We start from the raw sequence: 17,626 nt of genomic DNA, 5'->3' as shown, positions 1-17,626 counted from the left end.
GTCGTTTTCATCAAAGGAGATACCGCCATGACCGTATTGTCGTCATTCGAAGTGCTGGCAGAAACTCTTGTGCCCAGCGGGATTCTGCCACCGACCGCCGCAAATCCCTTCGTCATCCAAGGCTATTGGGTCCAGGTCTCGCTGGCGCCCGGCGCGTCGGTGTCATCGGTCAACTACAACGTCATTTTCCAGGAGACGACCGACTTCACCCAGGGCTCGGGCCAGAAGTCGCTCGCCGCGCAGTTCATCGATCCGAAGGGCAATGTCGAGCTCTACAATCAGTTCTTCGCGTCGACCGGCCGCGGCTTTCTCAATCAGCAGATCAGCGCCGGACAAACCATCATCTACGGCATCCAGTGCATCCCGCCGACATCCTCGTCGGGCGAGCTGGCGTTGCCGCAGGGCGGCACCGGCTGGCGCGGCACAGTACGCATCGAGCCCAGCAGCAGCGGCAATCTGATTGCGACGCCGACTCAGCGCCTGCTCTATCTCAACGGCACGTCGATCACGAAGTCGACGGCGCTCGACGCCGTGGTCTATCCCGTCCCGACCTTCACGGGCACGACGCGGATCTGACAAATGGCCCAGCAAAGCTACACGGCCTTCTGGCTCGGATACATTCCATCCGGGCCAGGGCACGGGCCCCTGCTCGCGGACACACCGTCCTATGTGGACGTTCTGATCCTTGCCTTCTCCAACCTCTTCCCCGGAAATACGACCTGTCAGGCGTTCCTGCAGAAATCGAACACCGGGGACAGCATCCGCGACGGGATCGCCGCGCTGCGCAAGACGGCGCCAAACATGAAGATCCTGCTGTCGCTGATCGGCACGCCGCAGCCGCCAGTGGGATGGAACACCGGCATCACCGATCCCGATCAGTTCGGGTCGTGGTGCGCCTATCTCTCCGACCAATGGAATCTCGACGGCTTCGATATCGACAACGAAGATCTCGACAGCTTCCCCGGTCAGCAGTTCGTCGACACCGTGACCGGCATGCGCAAGGCCATGCCGAACGCGATCCTCACGCTCGATACCTATTTGTTCGATCGTGACAAGGACGTGATCAAACAGCTCGCGTCCACGCTCACCAGCATCAACACGATGGCCTATTTTCTCGACTTCACATCGATGACCGCGCTGGTCGAGCAGTACGCGACCGTGATCAGCCCGGACAAGATCTCGATCGGGGTGAAGTCCGACAAGGTCGGTCCCATCACGCAAGGCACGTCGCTGGAGGAGACCAAGCAGCTCTGCCGCTGGAATCCCAGCGCAGGTGCCAAGCGCGGCATGATGCTCTGGAACTTGTCCTCGGACATCGAGAGCATCACTGGCAAGCCCGACGGCAGCTGGACGCGCGCGATCCACGACAACCTTCCCTGACACCACGGGCGCCGGCTGCGGCCGGCGCCCCGCAGACGATGTGGACGTGCAGCGCGGTCGCTCACGCGCAACCGTGTCTGCTCGCGCATCGCGATCGACAACCGACTTTCAAAGGACGAAACGATCATGTCGACCCAATTGATCTGGCAATCGCCTGCGCGCTCGCGCGTCGCGACGGCCGTGGCGGGAGCACGCCGATGACAGTCGTGGCCGCTTCCGCTCTGCCCGCGGTGTCCGTGCCGGACGCCGTTCTCATGACGCTCGCCGGCATCGCCTATGGCGCGCCGGACGCAATCGCTTCCTACCTGGAGCAGGACCCGCTGACCGCCAGCGACTGGCGCCTCGCATGGCTTGCGGCGCCGCCAGACCCGCCGGACAATTTCGCCTTCATGGCCTATAGCGCAAGCAGCAAGGCCTATGCGGTTGCGATCCGCGGCACCTATCCGAATCCATTCTCGCCGGCCTACTGGGACGATGGCGACGAGGACAGCCCGTTCGGCGACATGGTGGAATGGCCTGGCGCGAGCGGCGCCAAGATTTCCGCCGGGACCAGCAAAGGTCTGACCAACCTGCTGGCTCTGACCGACCAAGGCGGCGTCTCGTTGCAGGACGCGATCGGGCGCCTTCCTGCCGGCAGCCGGCTGGCGGTGACCGGGCATAGCCTCGGCGGCACGCTGGCACCGGTGCTGGCGCTCTCCGCCAGCGAACGCTGCCCGTCGCTCGACGTCTGGGCGACCAGCTTTGCCGGCATGACACCCGGCAACGAGGCGTTCGCCGCGCTGTTCGGTACCGGCACCAAGCTCGATGGTCGCGTGCGCCGCGTCTACAACAGGCTCGATACCGTCGCCTATGGTTGGAACGCCGTCTGGGCCACGCACGATTTCTATCAGCCTGCCCCCAAGGGCGGTCCGATCGTCGCGGCGATGCTGCTGGCGACCGCGGCGCGGCTCGAACTCGGCGGCTACGACTATGCGCCGATCGGCACGCCGGTGGCGTTGCCGGGCAAGGTGCAGCCTCTGGCGATCGGCTGCGAGCTGGTGGCCTATGTCATCGAGAATCTGCACCAGCACATGCCGGACACTTATCTGGCGCTGCTCGGCGCACCGCCGCTGCCGTTCTCGATCGTGCTGGCCTCTGTGGTGATGCCGCGGACGCATCCAGCCGCGAAACAACCGCTCTCGGCGCGGCCGGCCGTCGTCCATCTCGGCTGAGCGGGCATGCCAAACATCGATGGCCGGGAGTGCTCCCGGCCATTTTTGTAGGTAGCAATCCGTCTCGTCCTATTCGGTGTCGTCCCTGCGAACGCAGGGACCCATACACGCAGGATTTGGTTTTGCGACGGCTGCAAGCCACAGCGAGCTCTCACCACTCCGGCCGGTGGTTATGGGTCCCTGCGTTCGCAGGGACGACAGCGGTGAATACGGTGAGTCCGCCCTAGACTTCGCATCAGACCTTGTCGTGGCCGAGCTGGAAGATCTGCGCGCCGTCCGGGCCCGACAGCAGGCCGTTGTCCGAATACAGCTTCAGCTTGGTGCGGGTGTCGGCGATGTCGAGGTTGCGCATCGTCAGCTGGCCGATGCGGTCGGCCGGGGTGAAGGCGGCGTCCTCGACCTTCTCCATGCTCAGCCGCTCCGGCTGATAGGTCAGGTTCGGGCTCTCGGTGTTGAGGATCGAATAGTCGTTGCCGCGGCGCAGCTCCAAGGTCACCTCGCCGGTGACGGCGCTCGCCACCCAACGCTGCGCGGTCTCGCGCAGCATCAATGCCTGCGAGTCGAACCAGCGGCCTTGGTAGAGCAGGCGGCCGAGGCGCATGCCGCTGATGCGGTACTGCTCGATCGTATCCTCGTTGTGGATGCCGGTGACGAGACGCTCATAGGCGATGTGCAAGAGCGCCATGCCCGGCGCCTCGTAGATGCCGCGGCTCTTGGCTTCGATGATGCGGTTCTCGATCTGGTCGCTCATGCCGAGGCCATGGCGGCCGCCGATGGCGTTGGCCTCGAGGAACAGCGCCACGGCATCGCTGAAGGTCTGGCCGTTCAGCGCGACCGGCTGGCCCTCCTCGAAGCGCACCACGACGGTCTCGGGCTTGACGACGCAGTCCTCGCGCCAGAACGGCACGCCCATGATCGGGTTGACGATCCGGATGCCGCTGTTGAGGTTCTCGAGATCCTTGGCCTCGTGGGTGGCACCGAGCAGATTGCTGTCGGTCGAATACGCCTTCTCGGCGCTCATCTTGTAATCGTAGCCGTTGGCGGTCAGGAACGCCGACATCTCGGAGCGGCCGCCGAGCTCGTCGATGAACTGCTGGTCGAGCCAGGGCTTGTAGATCTTGAGGCTCGGGTTGGTGAGCAGGCCGTAGCGGTAGAACCGCTCGATGTCGTTGCCCTTGTAGGTCGAGCCGTCGCCCCAGATGTTGACGCCGTCCTCCTTCATCGCGGCGACCAGCATGGTGCCGGTCACCGCGCGGCCGAGCGGCGTGGTGTTGAAATAGGTGATGCCGCCGGTCGAGATGTGGAAGGCGCCGGACTGGATCGCGGCGATGCCCTCATGCACCAGCTGGGTGCGGCAGTCCACGAGACGGGCTTTCTCGCCGCCGAAGCTCAGCGCCTTGCGCGGGATCTCGTCATAGTCGGATTCGTCCGGCTGGCCGAGATTGGCGGTGTAGGCGAAGCAGCGCGCGCCCTTCTGCTTCATCCACAGCAGTGCCGCGCTGGTGTCCAGGCCGCCGGAGAAGGCGATGCCGACTTTCTCGCCCTTGGGCAGGCTCTTCAGGATCGTGGTCATGGGGAGTCCAACCGGTGTTGATGGCGGTGTCGTTCGGAATTTCGGGCGCGAATAACAGATTTCGCCTCGCTCGGCACGCGATTATTGGCGATGTGAGCGCGCTCAGGCCGTCGGGTTGCTGTCGGCCTGGCGGCGGCCGAGCAGCCGCCGCATCAGTCGGAAGCCCGGCCAGGCGAACCGGGTCAGGGCGGCATCGATGCCGGCGTCGGTCATGCGGGTGGACGGCCAGCGGTAGATGTAGCCATGCAGCAGCCAGATCACGATGAACGTGACGAGGCCGGCCGTGGCAACGTCGGTGAAGAAGTGGCCGCCGAACGCCATCCGCAGCCCCGAGGTGGCGAGGCCGAATAGGACGGCGGCGGCATAGGCAACGGGCCTGATGGCAGGCGGCGTCAGCGCGGCCGGGGCCAGGGTCCAGAACGCGGTCGCGCCCTCGCCGGAGAAGAACGAGCAGTTGCGGCCACAGCCGCCACGCGGATCCCACCATGGCACGAACTGCATGTCGCCGCCGAACTCGGTCACGACGACCGGGCGCGGCCGACCCCAATAGGATTTGAACGTGAAGTTGGTGAGCACACCGGCCGAGAGCGACAGGGTCAGCAGCAGGAACGCGATGGTGCGGCCCTTCACCAGCAGCGGCCGATCGGGCCGGATGAACTTGACCACCAGCGCCACGAGCGAGGGCAAAGCCAGGCCCCAGGCGATCCACATCGCAGCGTCACGCGCGAAGGCGGCAGTGCCGTCGAGCTTCAGCGGAAAGCTGCGCGTACCCGGGTCATAGAACAGCGACGCGAGCTTGAGATCGAGCTCGGGATAGACGCCGAACAGCACGCCGATGACGAGCGCGAGCGACAAAGCGATGAAGAGGCCGTTCCGGTTCATGGCGCGCGGTTTAGCGAAAGCGGATGGCGATGGAAAGGCCGCGGCTCACCGCGGCGATCCCGACGGCAGCGGCGGGGGAGGCGGCAGAAGCCGCGCCGGCTCACGCCAGCGGCCGGCGTTACGTCCCGCGATCAGCCAGTAGATGAGACCGCCGAGGATGCCGGCGCCGGTCAGGATCTCGAGCTGGCGGCGGTCGATACCGTCGAAGCGGAATGTGTCCGGATCGAACGGGATCAAGCCGAGATAGCAGGCCGCGCCGACCACGCCGCCGCCGATCGCGTAGGCGAGCACGCTGCGGATCGAGAATGTCTCGGTGATCAGCGCGATCAACAATGCCGGGATCAGGGCGAAGCCGGACACGAAGATGAAGCCGAAGCCGATGATCACCTCGAACGCGGTCTGGTCGATCGGGCCATTGCCGAGGTTTGACAATTCCGGGAACAGAATGGCAGTCACCACGACCAGCCCGGCGACAAAGCACGCCACCAGAAACGCGAACGCGATCACGATCAGCCGGCCGATCAGCGCCATGGCGAAAATATCTCCCCATCGTCATCGCGAGGAGCGCAAGCGACGAAGCGATCCAGGGTTACGGGTCAGCTCTGGATTGCTTCGCTGCGCTCGCAATGACGGAGCGTGCGGATCGACATCGGCCTCAATCCGTCATCGCCATCGCGCGCAGCGCCTCGCGTTCCCTGGCCGACAGCTTCTCGGTCTCCGACTTCAGCTGGCCGCAGGCGGCGAGGATGTCGCGGCCGCGCGGGGTGCGTACCGGCGAGGAATAGCCGGCATTGAAGACGTATTCCGAGAACTTCTCGATCTGCTCCCAGTCCGAGCATTCATAGGCCGAACCCGGCCATGGATTGAACGGGATCAGATTGATCTTGGCCGGAATGCCCTTGAGCAGCTTGACGAGCAGCCTGGCATCATCGAGCGAATCATTGACGCCCTTGAGCATCACATATTCGAAGGTGATGCGCCGCGCATTGGAGGCGCCGGGATAGTCGCGGCAGGCCTGCAGGAGCTCGGCGATCGGATATTTGCGGTTGAGCGGCACCAGCTCGTTGCGCAACTCGTCGCGCACGGCATGCAGCGAGATCGCCAGCATCACGCCGATCTCCTCGCCCGCCCGCGCGATGTTCGGCACCACGCCGGAGGTTGACAGCGTGATGCGGCGGCGGGAAATGCCGATGCCTTCATTGTCGGAGACGATCAGCAGCGCATCGCGCACCGCGTCGAAATTGTACAGCGGCTCGCCCATCCCCATCATCACGATGTTGGTGACGAGGCGGTTGCCGAGCGGCGTCTCGCGGTCGGCCCAGTCGTTGAGCCGGTCACGCGCCACCATCACCTGGCCGAGGATCTCGCCGGCCGTCAGGTTACGCACCAGCCGCTGTGTGCCGGTGTGGCAGAACGAGCAGTTGAGCGTGCAGCCGACCTGGGACGAGACGCACAGCGTGCCGCGGTCGGTCTCGGGAATGTAGACGCACTCGACCTCGTGCGCCTTCTGCAGCCCGTCGCCGCTCGGCAGCCGCAGCAGCCATTTGCGGGTGCCGTCATTGGAGATCTGCTCGGCCACGACCTCGGGGCGGTCGACCGTGAAGCGCTCCGCCAGCGCGGTGCGCGTGTCCTTCGACACCGAGCTCATCTCGTCGAACGATCGGGCGCCGCGGAAATAGATCCAGTGCCACAGCTGCTGCACCCGCATCTTCTGCTGGCGTTCCGGCACGCCGATCTCGCCGAGCGTCGCCGCGAGTTCCGCGCGCGACAGTCCGATCAGCGACGGCTTCGCCGGCGGCACGTAGGTTTCGAGCGGAGTCTTTTCGAGGGGCGCGGTGGTCTCGCGCAGCCCGGCAGTCCTTGCCATGTCTGTGGGCCCAAAATGCTGCCCGGCCGCGGCGGCCGAAGGCTTTCAGCGGTCTATATAACAGTCCGGCCGGCAAATGCGACCGGTACGACAGGGGAGGGCAGACAGGTGACGGTATCAACCGGCCGCCTGGCGCCGGCAGTTAGCGCCGGCAGTCCTGGGCGATGCGGTCGAGCGCCTGGGCGAGGCCCTTCAGCGAGAACACATCGGTGGTCTCGGTCCCCTTGGCCGAGACGCCCTTGACCACGGCCTCCGGAGCCTTGCGCATGGCGTCGACCATGCGCTCCTCCTCGGCCGCGTTCTTGATCCAGAGCCCGTCGCCCTGCGTGTACATCGCGTAGGAGGCGCCGCCGACGTCGAGCGCTGCGTCGGAGCCCGGCTTCACGGCGTAGCCGATCATGATCGAGACCTCGTTGAACACCTTCTCGGAGGGCCGGGTCGACACGAAGGCGTAAGCGGGGTCGCGCGGGCGATTGGCGGGATTGGTTTTCGACGAGGTAGGCTTGGCGAGCGCAAAGCAGACCTTCTTGCCGCCCGGCATCGCCGTATAGGCGCCCCAGCCGCCGTACTGGCCGATCAGGGTCGGTTCCGCGCCGCCGATGCTCGGCACTGCCGGCTTCGCGTCGGCCTTTGGCGCTGCCTTCGGTTGTGGCGCAGGCGCAGCCTTGGGCGGCGCCTTCGGCGCAGCCGTCTGCGCTGCGGCCAGGCCCGGAGCTCCGAGCATGAGCGCGCCGGTCGCCAGCGCTGTCGACAATCGCAAAAACAACATGATTAAGCTAAGTCCCCCGCGATCTCGTTCCACCAACATTGTGACTGGAAAATGGCCCGGATTCGCAGACGGCCTGCGGCGAGGGATAGCGGCTTCAGGCCTGGGTTGCAAAGCCGGATCGATGACGTTGACCGGTGCACTGTCGGCCATTCCGCCGACGCCGCGAACGATCGTGCCAGGGTTCCGTTCGCCCAGGCCGCGCCCGGCCGCGATGTCGTTCCGAGGGACGGCATTTGCCGCCGCGTTGCCGTCGCGGCCGCGTGTTTGCCAATTGTCGCGCGGCTGCAAATCCGGCATGACGTTGCAAAAGCCGGGCACGATCCGGACAACAGCCCAAGGAGCGCGCCCATGAAAGCCATTCTCTGCTCACAGTTCTGCCAGCCCGACGATCTCGTCCTCGCCGACGTGCCCGATCCGGTGGCCGGCCCCGGTGAGGCGGTGATTGCGATCAAGGCTGCAGCGCTCAATTTCTTCGACATTCTCATGATCCAGGGCAAGTACCAGATCAAGCCGCCGTTCCCGTTCTCGCCGGGTGCGGAGGTCGCGGGCGTGATCGAGAGCCTCGGCGACGGTGTCACCGATCTGAAGGTCGGCGATCGCGTTGTCGCCTCCTGCGGATATAACGGCGCGCGGCAGAAGATCGCGCTGCCGGCGTCGTCCATCGTCAAGATCCCCGACAATCTCGATTTCGACCGCGCTGCCGGCATCATCATCATCTACGGCACGGCGCTGCATGCGCTCGAGGATCGCGCCAGCCCGAAGCCGGGCGAGACGCTGGCCGTGCTCGGCGCCGCCGGCGGCACGGGCCTTGCGGCCTGCGAGCTCGGCAAGCTGATGGGGCTCAAGGTCATCGCCTGCGCATCCTCCGACGAGAAGCTCGAATTCGCCAAGCAGCACGGTGCGACGCTGACGTTGAACTACGCCAAGGAGGATCTGAAGGAAGGCCTGCGCCGGCTGACCGACGGCAAGGGCGCGGACATCATCTTCGATCCCGTGGGCGGAGCCTATGCCGAGCAGGCGCTGCGCTCGATCGCCTGGGAGGGCCGCTTTCTGGTGATCGGCTTTGCCGCCGGCGACATCCCGAAGATGCCGCTCAACCTCGCGCTGCTGAAGGGCTGCGACATTCGCGGCGTGTTCTGGGGCGCCTGGACCCGGCTCAACGCGGCGAAGAACCGCGCCAATCTGGAGAAGCTCGTGCAGTGGACCGCTGAAGGCAAGCTGTCCTCCCATGTCGATCGCACCTTCCCGCTGGCGCAGACCGCCGACGCGCTCAAGGTGCTCGCCAGCCGGCAGGCGATGGGCAAGGTGATTCTGCACCCCTGAGGGAGACCCGCTCCCACAGTGCGGGCCGATGCAAGTCCGAGGATGGCATTGGGCCGCTCGCCGCAACCAGCGCGAGCGGCGCGGGCGACGTTGAAACCTGAGCGGCCGGACTGGTGCCCCCAGGACCAGGGCATGGATGTTGCGAGGAAGTCGCACGTTGGAGCGAATCGGTCGCCGCCCGCCGTCATGCGACTGCAACCTGAAGCAGAAAATCCGAAAACGAGCGTTTCTTGGTTAACGCAACTCAACGACATTGTGGCAAGGTTAATTCCGGTACTTTCCCGTTGTTATGTCGACGCTTCTCGATTTGTTGCCACGCAATCTCGCTCGTGCGTCGCCACAATCAGATCAAATTATTTCCAGAATCATGCCGGGTCTCGTCCACTTTTCGTCGGATTCAATTAGTCAATTAGTTGTCGGCAGTGGGGTGCCTTCAACAATCGTGACGTGTCTCGAGCTTCTGACGGGCTCGAGACCAAAACTATGTTGCGTGAAGTGAGATGGGGATTGAGGCCATGGCTGAGCGGACGACACGCGGGCGGTTCAACGACAGAGCTCCAGATCCTGACTTCAGGCCTTTCCCGGACGATTCCCCGCAGGAGCGCCCCCCGAATTATCGCTTCGGCCGGGCTGCCCCGGAGCACTATCCGGCGGACGAATCGATGCCGATGTTCCTCTCCGAATATGAGGCCGGCCATCAGATCGAGAGCACGGAGTACGACGACCAGTGGCCGGTGCGGGCGCGACGCACGTCGATATCCTCACGAATTCTTCTCGCCGTGGTTGCCGCTGCGGGCGTTGCCATGCTGTTCGCGCTGGTCACCTCGGACGCCACGCGCGACCTGATCGCGAGCGCCAAGGCATCGATGGTCGGCTCCGCGCCCGACCCGACGGCGCCACCGCAGCCAAGCGCGACGCAGCTGACGGCGCGCGACATGCAGCTGAACGAGCCGGCCCGCGTGACGCCGGAGCCCGCAGCCGCACCGACGCAGCTGGCCGCCGTTGCGCCGAGCCGTGACGATATCGCCAACGCCTACCAGACCGCCCTCCAGAACCGGGTTGCGACACCGCCCCCGCCCGCCCCGAGCGTTGCCACCGCGCCGCCGGCGATGGCGCCGTCATCCATCACCTCTCCGGGCGCAGGCGCAGCGATCGTCGCGCCGGGCCTTGGCGCGGTCACGGCCGCGCCGCCTCCGGCCCAGGCCCGCCGCCTGGATCCGGATGAGCTCGCCGGCATCATGAAGCGCGCCAAGGGACTGCTTGCGGCGGGTGACATTCCCTCGGCTCGCCTGCTGCTGGAGCGGGCCGCCGAGGCGCAGGAGCCGGCGGCGGCGCTGATGCTGGCGCAGACCTACGATCCCCACGTGCTGGGAACGAAGGACATCCGCAACATCAACGCCGATCCGGCCGCGGCTCGCAACTGGTACCGCCGAGCCGCCCAGCTCGGATCCTCGGAAGCCCAGCGCCGGCTTGATCAGCTGCAGAACTGAACGCACGTGACGGCCGCGATGCCGCTACGTTTCATTTTTTTGTTTCACGCATGATTTTCGTGTCGGTCATGGGCAACGCCGGGGACAATCTGGCGCTGCGCGCGTTTCGGCCCGCGATCATGTGCCAGCTCAATCGAGGGGACACATGCGACGTTTGATTGGAGCGGCCGTTGCCGCCATGATGATTGCGTGCGGTTTTGCTGCCCACGCCGAGGAGAGTGAGTTCGACCCGGCCAAGGTCAGCGACAGCCTGAAGGCGATCTTCCAGTTCGGCTCGGTGCAGACCAAGCAGGCGCTCAACGCCAACACGGTCACGCTGATCACGGGCACCATCGGCGGCACCTATGTGCAGTTCGGAGCGGACCTTGCCTCGCTGCTCGATGACGGCAACAGCCTGCGCGTGCTGCCGATCGTCGGCCGCGGCTCGGTGCAGAGCGTCGCCGACATCCTGTTCCTGCAGGGCGTCGATCTCGGCGTCGTCCGCGCCGACACGCTCGACTATCTGGAGCGCAAGGGCTTCGCCAAGGACATCAAGAAGCAGTTCACCTACGTCACCAAGCTGTACAATGAAGAGATGCAGGTCATTGCGCCGCGCGCCGTGCGCAACCTGCGCGACCTCGAAGGCCGCCGCGTCAGCGTCGACCTGCCGAACGGCGGCACCTTCGTCACCGCGTTGACGGTGTTCGAGCGGCTCGGCCTGCGAGCGAACTTCCTCTATATCGAGCAGCGCATCGCGATGGAGAAGCTGAAGCGGGGTGAGCTCGACGCCGTCATCGTCGTCGGCGGCAAGCCCTACAAGTCGGTCAGCAACTTCGTGAACGACGGCCGCTTCCACCTCGTCAATGTCGACTACGACCGTCCGCTGCAGACCGACTATCTGCCGGCGACGCTGACCGCCAAGGACTATCCGAACCTGATCGCGGAAGGCGAGAAGGTCGATACGATCGCGGTGCCGGCGGTGCTTGCCGCGTATAATTGGGCGCCGAACACGGATCGCTATCGCAAGCTCGCCACCTTCGTGGATGCCTTCTTCACCAAGTTCCCGGCGTTCCAGAACCCGCCCTTCCATCCGAAGTGGAAGGAGGTCTCGCTGTCGGCGCCGCTCGCCGGCTGGCAGCGGCTGCCGTCCGCCAGCAAATGGCTGGAGGCCCATGCGATGGAAGGCACGCAGCGCGATCGCTTCGACGACTTCCTCAAGCAGAGCAATACCGGCAAGGCGTTGCCGACCGAGGCGGATCGGGAAGCATTGTTCAAGCAGTACCAGGCCTGGGAGGCCGAGAAGACCGGTAGCGCCCGCGCCCAGGCGCGGCCGCAGCGCTGAAAACCGGACCACCGACGGTCGGGCGGCTCAACGAAAAAAAGCCCCGCTCCGCGGGGCTTTTTGTTTGTCGTCCTGCGGATCGGGAGCCCAGTGCGGGCCGGATCACCTGCGCAGGCTTGGCTGCGGTCACCCGGCGTTCGCGCCGTCCGTCTCCAGATCCAAATCCTTGGCGCCCTCGAGCCGCGCCAGGGCCGCGCGTGCCGCGGCACGATGGTCCGGCGTGATATGCGAGGCCACCATCCGGATGGCGGTGGCCAGCACTGCGGCGTCATCAGTGAAGCCGAGAACCGGCATCACGTCGGGCAGCAGATCGAACGGCAGGATGAAATAGGCGAGGGCGCCGAGCAGGGCGACCTGCACATGCCGCGGCGTCTCCCGGTCGAACGCGCAGTAATAGGCGGCCAGCAGGTCCTCGGCGAACGGAATCCGGGCCAAGACCTGCTTGAGCTTGATCCAGAAACGGCGGCGGACGCCGTCGCGATCCCGCGCCAGCCGATCGGCCGGCTCGAAGCCGACGCTGTAATCGGTCGTATCCGAGGCCATCTGTGATCTCCCGGTTCGCGAACGCGCCTTGGGCGGACATGCGTCATGTGGGGACCGCGCCCTGTGCCGCAAGACGGTTGCGTGAAACAGACGCCGCCGGTTCGGACAGCAGCCTGCAGACGTCCCGCGCGGTGGCTCGCTCCAGTGGAACGCGACCAATAGCGACGCCCGCGGATGCGCGGGACGCCCGGAGCTGTCAGCCGCCGATCGCGGCTGCGATCGCATTCATCGTCTTGGCGAGCTCGACGTCGAGCGCGGTCACGCCGCCCGCGTCGTGGGTGGCCAGCACGACCTCCACGGTGCGGTAGACGTTGCGCCACTCCGGATGATGGTCGCGCTTCTCGGCCACCAGCGCGACCCGTGTCATGAAGCCGAACGCTTCGTTGAAGTCACGGAAGGTGAAGGTGCGGGTGATCGCGTCGCGTCCGTCGAGCTCGGACCAGCCGGCCAGGGCCTGCAGGGCGTTGGCGCGTGCCGCGGCCGAGAGTAGCTCCACCATTTTCAACCTCCCATTCATCGCGCCGGGGAATGAGGTCAGCCCCGGCTTCCGGCCATTGCGGGGCCGGCGTCCGGCCAACCGCTCCGGCCGCCTCGCCACTCTAGCAGAAACGGCACGGAGATCAGTGCCTTGCGCCGGAATTGACGCCACAGGGTCACGGAACCGCTCGGTTCGTCGCCTACTCGGGCCCCGGTAACCATGACGCAGATGTCACCCCGGAGCGAAAATAAATTTGCTACACTTTCGGCCTAGCGAGGGACCAGCCCGGACGGAGCTGCGCGTGGCGCCGCGTCCTGGCGAACGGATCACCGGAGGACCAGACCTGGCAGAGCCCCAGACCACGCCAGCGCAGCGCTCGCAGATGCGCCCTGCCGTGTTCATCGTCATCGCCGGGATCCTTGCGATCGTCGGCGCGCTGACGGGTGCCTATTATTTTGCCATGCGTCCGGTGGTGCTGAAGATTGCCGTCGGTCCTCCCAACAGCGACGATCTGAAGGTCGTTCAGGCTCTGACCCAGGCCTTTTCGCAATCCCACGCCTATGTCAGGCTGCGGCCGGTCTCGACCGAGGGGGCCGGTGAGAGTGCTCAGGCGTTGGCCGCGGGCAAGGTCGACCTTGCGATCGTGCGTGGCGACCTCGAGGTGCCGAAGAACGCACAGGCCGTCGCCACCCTGCGCAAGAACGTCGCCGTCCTCTGGGTGCCGCCGGCCGCCAAGGGCAAGGGCCGCAAGGGCGCCGCCAAGATCACCAAGATCTCCCAGCTCGCGGGCCACAAGGTTGGCGTCATCGGCCGCACCCCGGCCAACGTCAACCTGCTCAAGGTAATCTTGCACCAGTATGGCGTGGATGCCGGCAAGGTCGAGATCATCCAGTTTCCGATCACCGAGGCGGCGGAAGCCGTTCGCAGCCAGAAGGCCGACGTCTATCTTGCGGCCGGGCCGGTCAACAGCAAGATCACCGCGGATGCGATCGCAGCCGCCACCAAGGATGGCGGCGTGCCGACCTTCCTTGCGATCGATTCGGCCGAAGCCATCGCGCAGAACCATCCCGAATATGAGGCCGCCGAGATTCCGGCCGGCGCATTCGGCGGTTCGCCCGACCGTCCCGAGGACGAGGTGAAGACGATCAGCTTCAACCACCACATCGTGGCGCGCAAAGGCCTCGCCGATTCGACGGTGTCGGCGTTCACGCACCAGCTGTTCTCGGTGCGCCAGCAGCTGCTCTCGGAATTCCCGCTGGCGGCCAAGATCGAGACGCCCGATACCGACAAGGATGCGGCCATTCCTGCCCATCCCGGAGCGGCCGCCTTCGTCGACGGCGAGGAGAAGACCTTCCTCGATCGCTACAGCGACTACATCTGGTGGGGGCTGATGGCGCTGTCGGCGATGGGCTCGGCGGGCGCCTGGTTTGCCGGCTACCTCAAGCGCGACGAACGCACCATCAACACCTCGCTGCGGGACCGGCTGCTGGAGATGATACCGCTCGCGCGCAAGAGCGACTCGACGGAGGAGCTCGACCAGCTCCAGGCCGAGGCCGATGAGATCCTGCGCAACACGCTGACCTGTTTCGAGGACGGTGCGATCGAGCACGCCGCCCTGACCGCCTTTAATATTGCGCTCGAGCAGTTCCATAATGCGGTCGCCGATCGCAAGCTGATCCTGATGAGCATGCCCGCCAACCTGCAGCGCACCAGCGCGCAGCTGCGGGCCGCCGGCACCTGAGCCGATCTCGCGGCGGACCGACGGTCCCGTCCCGTCTCGTCCGGGGACAGTCCTGTAATTCCAGCGTCATCAATCTTTTCTAGGTCTGCCCTGCCTTGGTGCGCCCGGTCTCGCGCGCGCCATCACCAGGAGACCCCTATGACGCTTCGCATCGCCCGACCGCAGCCGCCCGTTCTGTCCCGCCGCCGCTTCCTCTCGACCGCCGCCGCGGGCGTCGCGACGCTTTCGATGCCCCGGCTGAGCCGCGCCGCCGACCGGCCGCAGATCACCCATGGCGTGCAGTCCGGTGATGTCGGCATGGACGGCGGCGTGGTGTGGGCGCGCGCCGACCGGCCGTCGCAGATGATGGTCGAGGTCGCCACCACCGAATCGTTCAAGGACGCGCGCCGCCTGCCGCCGATTGCCGCGCTGCCCGAAAGCGACTTCACGGCCAAGATGCTGCTGGACGATCTGCCGAGCGGTCAGGACATCTTCTACCGCGTCAAATTCCGCGATCTCGCCTTTACGGCGGCCGAGAGCGAGCCGGTGGTCGGCCGCTTCCGCACGGCGCCCGGCAACAAGCGCGATGTCTCGTTCGTGTGGGGCGGCGACGTCGCCGGGCAGGGCTGGGGCATCAATCCCGACGACGGCGGCATGTTCACCTTCGCCACCATGAAGAAGCATCGTCCGGATTTCTTCCTGCACTCCGGCGACACCATCTATGCCGACGGCCCGATCAAGTCCGAGGTGAAGCTGCCGGACAACAAGGTGTGGAAGAACCTCACGGTCGAGGAGAAGGCGAAGGTCGCCGAGACGCTCGACGAATTCCGCGCCGCTCACAAGTACAATTTCCTCGACGAGAACGTTCGCGCCTTCAATGCCGAGGTGCCGATCTTCGTGCAGTGGGACGATCACGAGGTGACCAACAACTGGTCGGCCTCCAAGGAGCTGCCGGCGGCCTACAAGGAGCGCAACATTCAGCTGCTCGCGGCCCGTGCGGCGCGCGCCTTCCACGAGATGTATCCGATGCGCGAGAGCATCGTTGAGCCGGGCCGGGTCTATCGCACCATCAATTACGGCCCGCATCTCGACGTGTTCGTGCTCGACGAGCGCAGCTATCGCGGCGCCAACGGCGCCAATCTCGAGGACAAATATGGTCCGTCGTCCTACTTCATCGGGCCGGAGCAGATGCGCTGGCTCAAGCAGGCGCTGCTGAACTCGCGCGCGACCTGGAAGGTGATCGCCTCCGACATGCCGCTCAGCCTGATCGTCTATGATGATGCGGCCAACAGGAAGGGTTCGGAAGCGATCGCGCAGGGCGACGGTCCGGCGCGCGGCCGCGAGCTCGAGATTGCCGAGATCCTGCGCTTCATCAAGACGGCGCCGATCCAGAACACCGTGTGGCTGACCGCGGACGTGCACTACGCCGCGGCTCACTATTATGATCCGAACAAGGCGCAGTTCCAGGATTTCGAGCCGTTCTGGGAGTTCGTCTCCGGTCCGCTGCATGCCGGCACGTTCGGTCCGAACGAGCTCGACAACACGTTCGGCCCCGAGGTGCGCTTCATCAAGGCGCCCGGCCTCGACAAGCAGAACCTGCCGCCATCGGCCGGCATGCAGTTCTTCGGCCACGTCAAGATCGATGGTGCGAGCGGCCAGATGACCGTGACCCTGCGCGACCGCGCCGACGTCGCGCTGTGGTCGACGACGCTCGACCCGAAGCTGGCTTGAGCCAGCGTCGCTGCGGCGGCCGCTAGACCTGCCGCCGCAGCACCGCCTCCAGCGCATCCGTCGGGCACGGCTTCGGCAGCCGCGGCCGGTCGGCGAATGCGGCCGGCACGCGATCGGCGCCGTAGCCGGTCGAGAAGGCAAAGGGAATGCCGAGGGCAGTCAGGCGCTCGGCGATGGCGAAGCTCTTCTCGCGGACCAGTCCGACATCGAGCAAGGCGAAGTCCGGTGCGCGCTCCTCGATCATCGCGAGCGCGCTGGCGACGTCAGCGGCGAGCCTGATGGTGGGGATGCCGAAATCTGCGATCGTGTCCTCGAGGCCGAGCGCGATGATCGGATCGTCTTCGACGACGAGCACGTCCTGAAAGAGCTCGGGCACGCGGGGTTGCGAGCTTGTCATGATCTGCGGGGTTCCAGGGTGAAGGACGGCCCCGCTGCCGGCGCCTCATCTCGAGCACACCGGCGGGTTCCTGGAACAAACCCAACATACCAGAGTTCCTGTGTCGGTGCACTTGTGAACACAAGGCGCGTCGATCACGCAGATGCGTTGCAGTGGGGACGATGATGTTGAGCCTAGGCGTCACGCCGATTGCCCGCGAGCGGCCGTGCAACAACCTGCTGCGGCGGCTGAGCGGGACCGATTATGCGCTGATCTCGCCCTATCTGACGGAGGATCAGGCGGTATCGAACGACCTGCTCTACAGCCCCGGCGACGATGTCCAGGTGGTGCATTTTCCCTGCGGTCCGGCCCTGACCTCCTATCTCGTGCCGAACGAGGACGGCCGCGACGTCGAGGCCATCCTGGTCGGTCGCGAGGGCGCGGTCGGCGGCATCGTCAGCGAGGGCTTTCTGCCGGCCTATACGCGCATCGTCGTCAAGTTCGGCGGTCCGTTCGCACGGTTGCCGTTGTCGCGGCTGGCCGCAGCCAAGCTGCAGTCGAAGACCCTGCGCAACGTGTTCGCGCGCTATGCCGACTGCATGCTGGCGCAGATGTTCCAGTCGACCGCATGCAACGCCATCCATTCGATCGAGCAGCGCACGGCGAAATGGATCGTCGCCGCCATGGACCGCACCGATGGCGAGCCGGTCGTGCCGCTGACCCATGAGCAGCTCGCCACCTTGCTCGGCGTTGGCCGCAGCTATGTCAGCCGTGTCGTCCAGACATTCAGGGCCGAAGGCATTCTCGATACGCGACGCGGCGCCTTCATGGTGCGCGACTTCGATGCGCTGAAGCAGCGCTCCTGCCTGTGCAACGAGGCGGTAAAGACCCATTTCGAGGAGGTGCTGCGCGGCGTCTACCCGACCGAGCAGGCCGCGGCGGGCTGATACGAACACGTCATT

17 protein-coding genes are annotated in these 17,626 nt (G+C 65.7%); 9 read left to right on the top strand and 8 right to left on the bottom strand.

Translation table 11 applies throughout. From position 1 onward, the window contains the following. The first annotated feature begins 27 nt into the window (after positions 1 to 27). From QQL87_RS09605 to QQL87_RS09595, 3 genes are all read left to right on the top strand, one after another. Positions 28 to 576 (top strand): hypothetical protein, encoded by a 549-nt coding sequence (locus QQL87_RS09605; RefSeq protein ID WP_284417199.1) that lies wholly within the window; start codon positions 28 to 30, stop codon positions 574 to 576. 3 nt (positions 577 to 579) lie between these two features. Next, positions 580 to 1,380, top strand: a complete 801-nt coding sequence (locus tag QQL87_RS09600; protein WP_284417198.1) for a glycoside hydrolase family 18 protein — start codon at positions 580 to 582, stop codon at positions 1,378 to 1,380. Between the two features lie 197 nt (positions 1,381 to 1,577). After that, a complete protein-coding gene (locus QQL87_RS09595; protein ID WP_284417197.1) occupies positions 1,578 to 2,591 on the top strand; it encodes a lipase family protein in 1,014 nt (337 codons plus the stop codon). Positions 2,592 to 2,826: 235 nt separating this feature from the next. Here the strand turns inward: QQL87_RS09595 and argG are convergent, their stop codons facing one another. From argG to QQL87_RS09570, 5 genes are all read right to left on the bottom strand, one after another. After that, positions 2,827 to 4,164, bottom strand: a complete 1,338-nt coding sequence (gene argG / locus QQL87_RS09590; protein WP_284417195.1) for an argininosuccinate synthase — start codon at positions 4,162 to 4,164, stop codon at positions 2,827 to 2,829. Between the two features lie 102 nt (positions 4,165 to 4,266). Next, the gene (locus QQL87_RS09585) at positions 4,267 to 5,046 is read right to left on the bottom strand and encodes a phosphatase PAP2 family protein (RefSeq protein WP_284417194.1); all 780 of its coding nucleotides are present in this window, start codon (positions 5,044 to 5,046) and stop codon (positions 4,267 to 4,269) included. Between the two features lie 45 nt (positions 5,047 to 5,091). Further along, entirely contained in the window at positions 5,092 to 5,577 is a 486-nt protein-coding gene (locus tag QQL87_RS09580; RefSeq protein WP_284417193.1) for a hypothetical protein, read from the bottom strand. 124 nt (positions 5,578 to 5,701) lie between these two features. After that, positions 5,702 to 6,913, bottom strand: coding sequence for a dual-specificity RNA methyltransferase RlmN (rlmN, locus tag QQL87_RS09575; protein ID WP_284417192.1), 1,212 nt, complete (start codon positions 6,911 to 6,913; stop codon positions 5,702 to 5,704). Positions 6,914 to 7,055: 142 nt separating this feature from the next. Continuing rightward, positions 7,056 to 7,682 carry an invasion associated locus B family protein gene (locus tag QQL87_RS09570; RefSeq protein ID WP_284417191.1) on the bottom strand — a complete coding sequence of 209 codons (627 nt, stop codon included), beginning with the start codon at positions 7,680 to 7,682 and terminating at the stop codon, positions 7,056 to 7,058. Positions 7,683 to 8,030: 348 nt separating this feature from the next. On the opposite strand from QQL87_RS09570, the gene QQL87_RS09565 reads away from it, so the two are divergent. From QQL87_RS09565 to QQL87_RS09555, 3 genes are all read left to right on the top strand, one after another. Beyond that, on the top strand, positions 8,031 to 9,005 hold the full coding sequence (locus QQL87_RS09565; protein WP_284417190.1) for an NADPH:quinone oxidoreductase family protein: 975 nt from the start codon (positions 8,031 to 8,033) through the stop codon (positions 9,003 to 9,005). A 515-nt stretch (positions 9,006 to 9,520) separates the two neighbouring features. Then, positions 9,521 to 10,495 carry a hypothetical protein gene (locus QQL87_RS09560; RefSeq protein WP_284417189.1) on the top strand — a complete coding sequence of 325 codons (975 nt, stop codon included), beginning with the start codon at positions 9,521 to 9,523 and terminating at the stop codon, positions 10,493 to 10,495. Between the two features lie 145 nt (positions 10,496 to 10,640). Continuing rightward, positions 10,641 to 11,816, top strand: coding sequence for a TAXI family TRAP transporter solute-binding subunit (locus tag QQL87_RS09555; protein ID WP_284417188.1), 1,176 nt, complete (start codon positions 10,641 to 10,643; stop codon positions 11,814 to 11,816). A gap of 126 nt (positions 11,817 to 11,942) precedes the next feature. Here the strand turns inward: QQL87_RS09555 and QQL87_RS09550 are convergent, their stop codons facing one another. Together QQL87_RS09550 and QQL87_RS09545 are read right to left on the bottom strand one after the other, a co-directional pair. Then, positions 11,943 to 12,359, bottom strand: a complete 417-nt coding sequence (locus QQL87_RS09550) for a YkvA family protein (RefSeq protein WP_284417187.1) — start codon at positions 12,357 to 12,359, stop codon at positions 11,943 to 11,945. 196 nt (positions 12,360 to 12,555) lie between these two features. After that, positions 12,556 to 12,858, bottom strand: a complete 303-nt coding sequence (locus tag QQL87_RS09545; protein WP_284417186.1) for a 4a-hydroxytetrahydrobiopterin dehydratase — start codon at positions 12,856 to 12,858, stop codon at positions 12,556 to 12,558. Positions 12,859 to 13,231: 373 nt separating this feature from the next. On the opposite strand from QQL87_RS09545, the gene QQL87_RS09540 reads away from it, so the two are divergent. Then, positions 13,232 to 14,578 carry a TAXI family TRAP transporter solute-binding subunit gene (locus QQL87_RS09540; protein WP_284417248.1) on the top strand — a complete coding sequence of 449 codons (1,347 nt, stop codon included), beginning with the start codon at positions 13,232 to 13,234 and terminating at the stop codon, positions 14,576 to 14,578. Positions 14,579 to 14,716: 138 nt separating this feature from the next. Next, the gene (locus QQL87_RS09535; RefSeq protein WP_284417185.1) at positions 14,717 to 16,288 is read left to right on the top strand and encodes an alkaline phosphatase D family protein; all 1,572 of its coding nucleotides are present in this window, start codon (positions 14,717 to 14,719) and stop codon (positions 16,286 to 16,288) included. A 22-nt stretch (positions 16,289 to 16,310) separates the two neighbouring features. On the opposite strand, the gene QQL87_RS09530 is transcribed toward QQL87_RS09535, so the two are convergent. Then, positions 16,311 to 16,685 carry a response regulator gene (locus QQL87_RS09530; RefSeq protein WP_284417184.1) on the bottom strand — a complete coding sequence of 125 codons (375 nt, stop codon included), beginning with the start codon at positions 16,683 to 16,685 and terminating at the stop codon, positions 16,311 to 16,313. 164 nt (positions 16,686 to 16,849) lie between these two features. Between QQL87_RS09530 and QQL87_RS09525 the strand changes: the two genes are divergently transcribed. Next, positions 16,850 to 17,611 (top strand): Crp/Fnr family transcriptional regulator, encoded by a 762-nt coding sequence (locus QQL87_RS09525; protein WP_284417246.1) that lies wholly within the window; start codon positions 16,850 to 16,852, stop codon positions 17,609 to 17,611. The last annotated feature ends 15 nt before the right edge of the window (positions 17,612 to 17,626 follow it).

The organism is Bradyrhizobium sp. SSBR45G (genome assembly GCF_030159255.1).
Taxonomy (GTDB): Bacteria; Pseudomonadota; Alphaproteobacteria; order Rhizobiales; family Xanthobacteraceae; genus Bradyrhizobium.
Note: the sequence above shows the minus strand (reverse complement) of the source record. Positions and strands in the feature narration are given on the sequence as shown.

What these genes read in the sequence shown, in the direction of transcription:
- QQL87_RS09605 (WP_284417199.1), top strand. Translation starts at nt 28, where the DNA reads ATGACCGTATTGTCGTCATTCGAAGTGCTGGCAGAAACTCTTGTGCCC.
- QQL87_RS09600 (WP_284417198.1), top strand. Translation starts at nt 580, where the DNA reads ATGGCCCAGCAAAGCTACACGGCCTTCTGGCTCGGATACATTCCATCC.
- QQL87_RS09595 (WP_284417197.1), top strand. Translation starts at nt 1,578, where the DNA reads ATGACAGTCGTGGCCGCTTCCGCTCTGCCCGCGGTGTCCGTGCCGGAC.
- argG (WP_284417195.1), bottom strand. Translation starts at nt 4,164, where the DNA reads ATGACCACGATCCTGAAGAGCCTGCCCAAGGGCGAGAAAGTCGGCATC.
- QQL87_RS09585 (WP_284417194.1), bottom strand. Translation starts at nt 5,046, where the DNA reads ATGAACCGGAACGGCCTCTTCATCGCTTTGTCGCTCGCGCTCGTCATC.
- QQL87_RS09580 (WP_284417193.1), bottom strand. Translation starts at nt 5,577, where the DNA reads ATGGCGCTGATCGGCCGGCTGATCGTGATCGCGTTCGCGTTTCTGGTG.
- rlmN (WP_284417192.1), bottom strand. Translation starts at nt 6,913, where the DNA reads ATGGCAAGGACTGCCGGGCTGCGCGAGACCACCGCGCCCCTCGAAAAG.
- QQL87_RS09570 (WP_284417191.1), bottom strand. Translation starts at nt 7,682, where the DNA reads ATGTTGTTTTTGCGATTGTCGACAGCGCTGGCGACCGGCGCGCTCATG.
- QQL87_RS09565 (WP_284417190.1), top strand. Translation starts at nt 8,031, where the DNA reads ATGAAAGCCATTCTCTGCTCACAGTTCTGCCAGCCCGACGATCTCGTC.
- QQL87_RS09560 (WP_284417189.1), top strand. Translation starts at nt 9,521, where the DNA reads ATGGCTGAGCGGACGACACGCGGGCGGTTCAACGACAGAGCTCCAGAT.
- QQL87_RS09555 (WP_284417188.1), top strand. Translation starts at nt 10,641, where the DNA reads ATGCGACGTTTGATTGGAGCGGCCGTTGCCGCCATGATGATTGCGTGC.
- QQL87_RS09550 (WP_284417187.1), bottom strand. Translation starts at nt 12,359, where the DNA reads ATGGCCTCGGATACGACCGATTACAGCGTCGGCTTCGAGCCGGCCGAT.
- QQL87_RS09545 (WP_284417186.1), bottom strand. Translation starts at nt 12,858, where the DNA reads ATGGTGGAGCTACTCTCGGCCGCGGCACGCGCCAACGCCCTGCAGGCC.
- QQL87_RS09535 (WP_284417185.1), top strand. Translation starts at nt 14,717, where the DNA reads ATGACGCTTCGCATCGCCCGACCGCAGCCGCCCGTTCTGTCCCGCCGC.
- QQL87_RS09530 (WP_284417184.1), bottom strand. Translation starts at nt 16,685, where the DNA reads ATGACAAGCTCGCAACCCCGCGTGCCCGAGCTCTTTCAGGACGTGCTC.
- QQL87_RS09525 (WP_284417246.1), top strand. Translation starts at nt 16,850, where the DNA reads ATGTTGAGCCTAGGCGTCACGCCGATTGCCCGCGAGCGGCCGTGCAAC.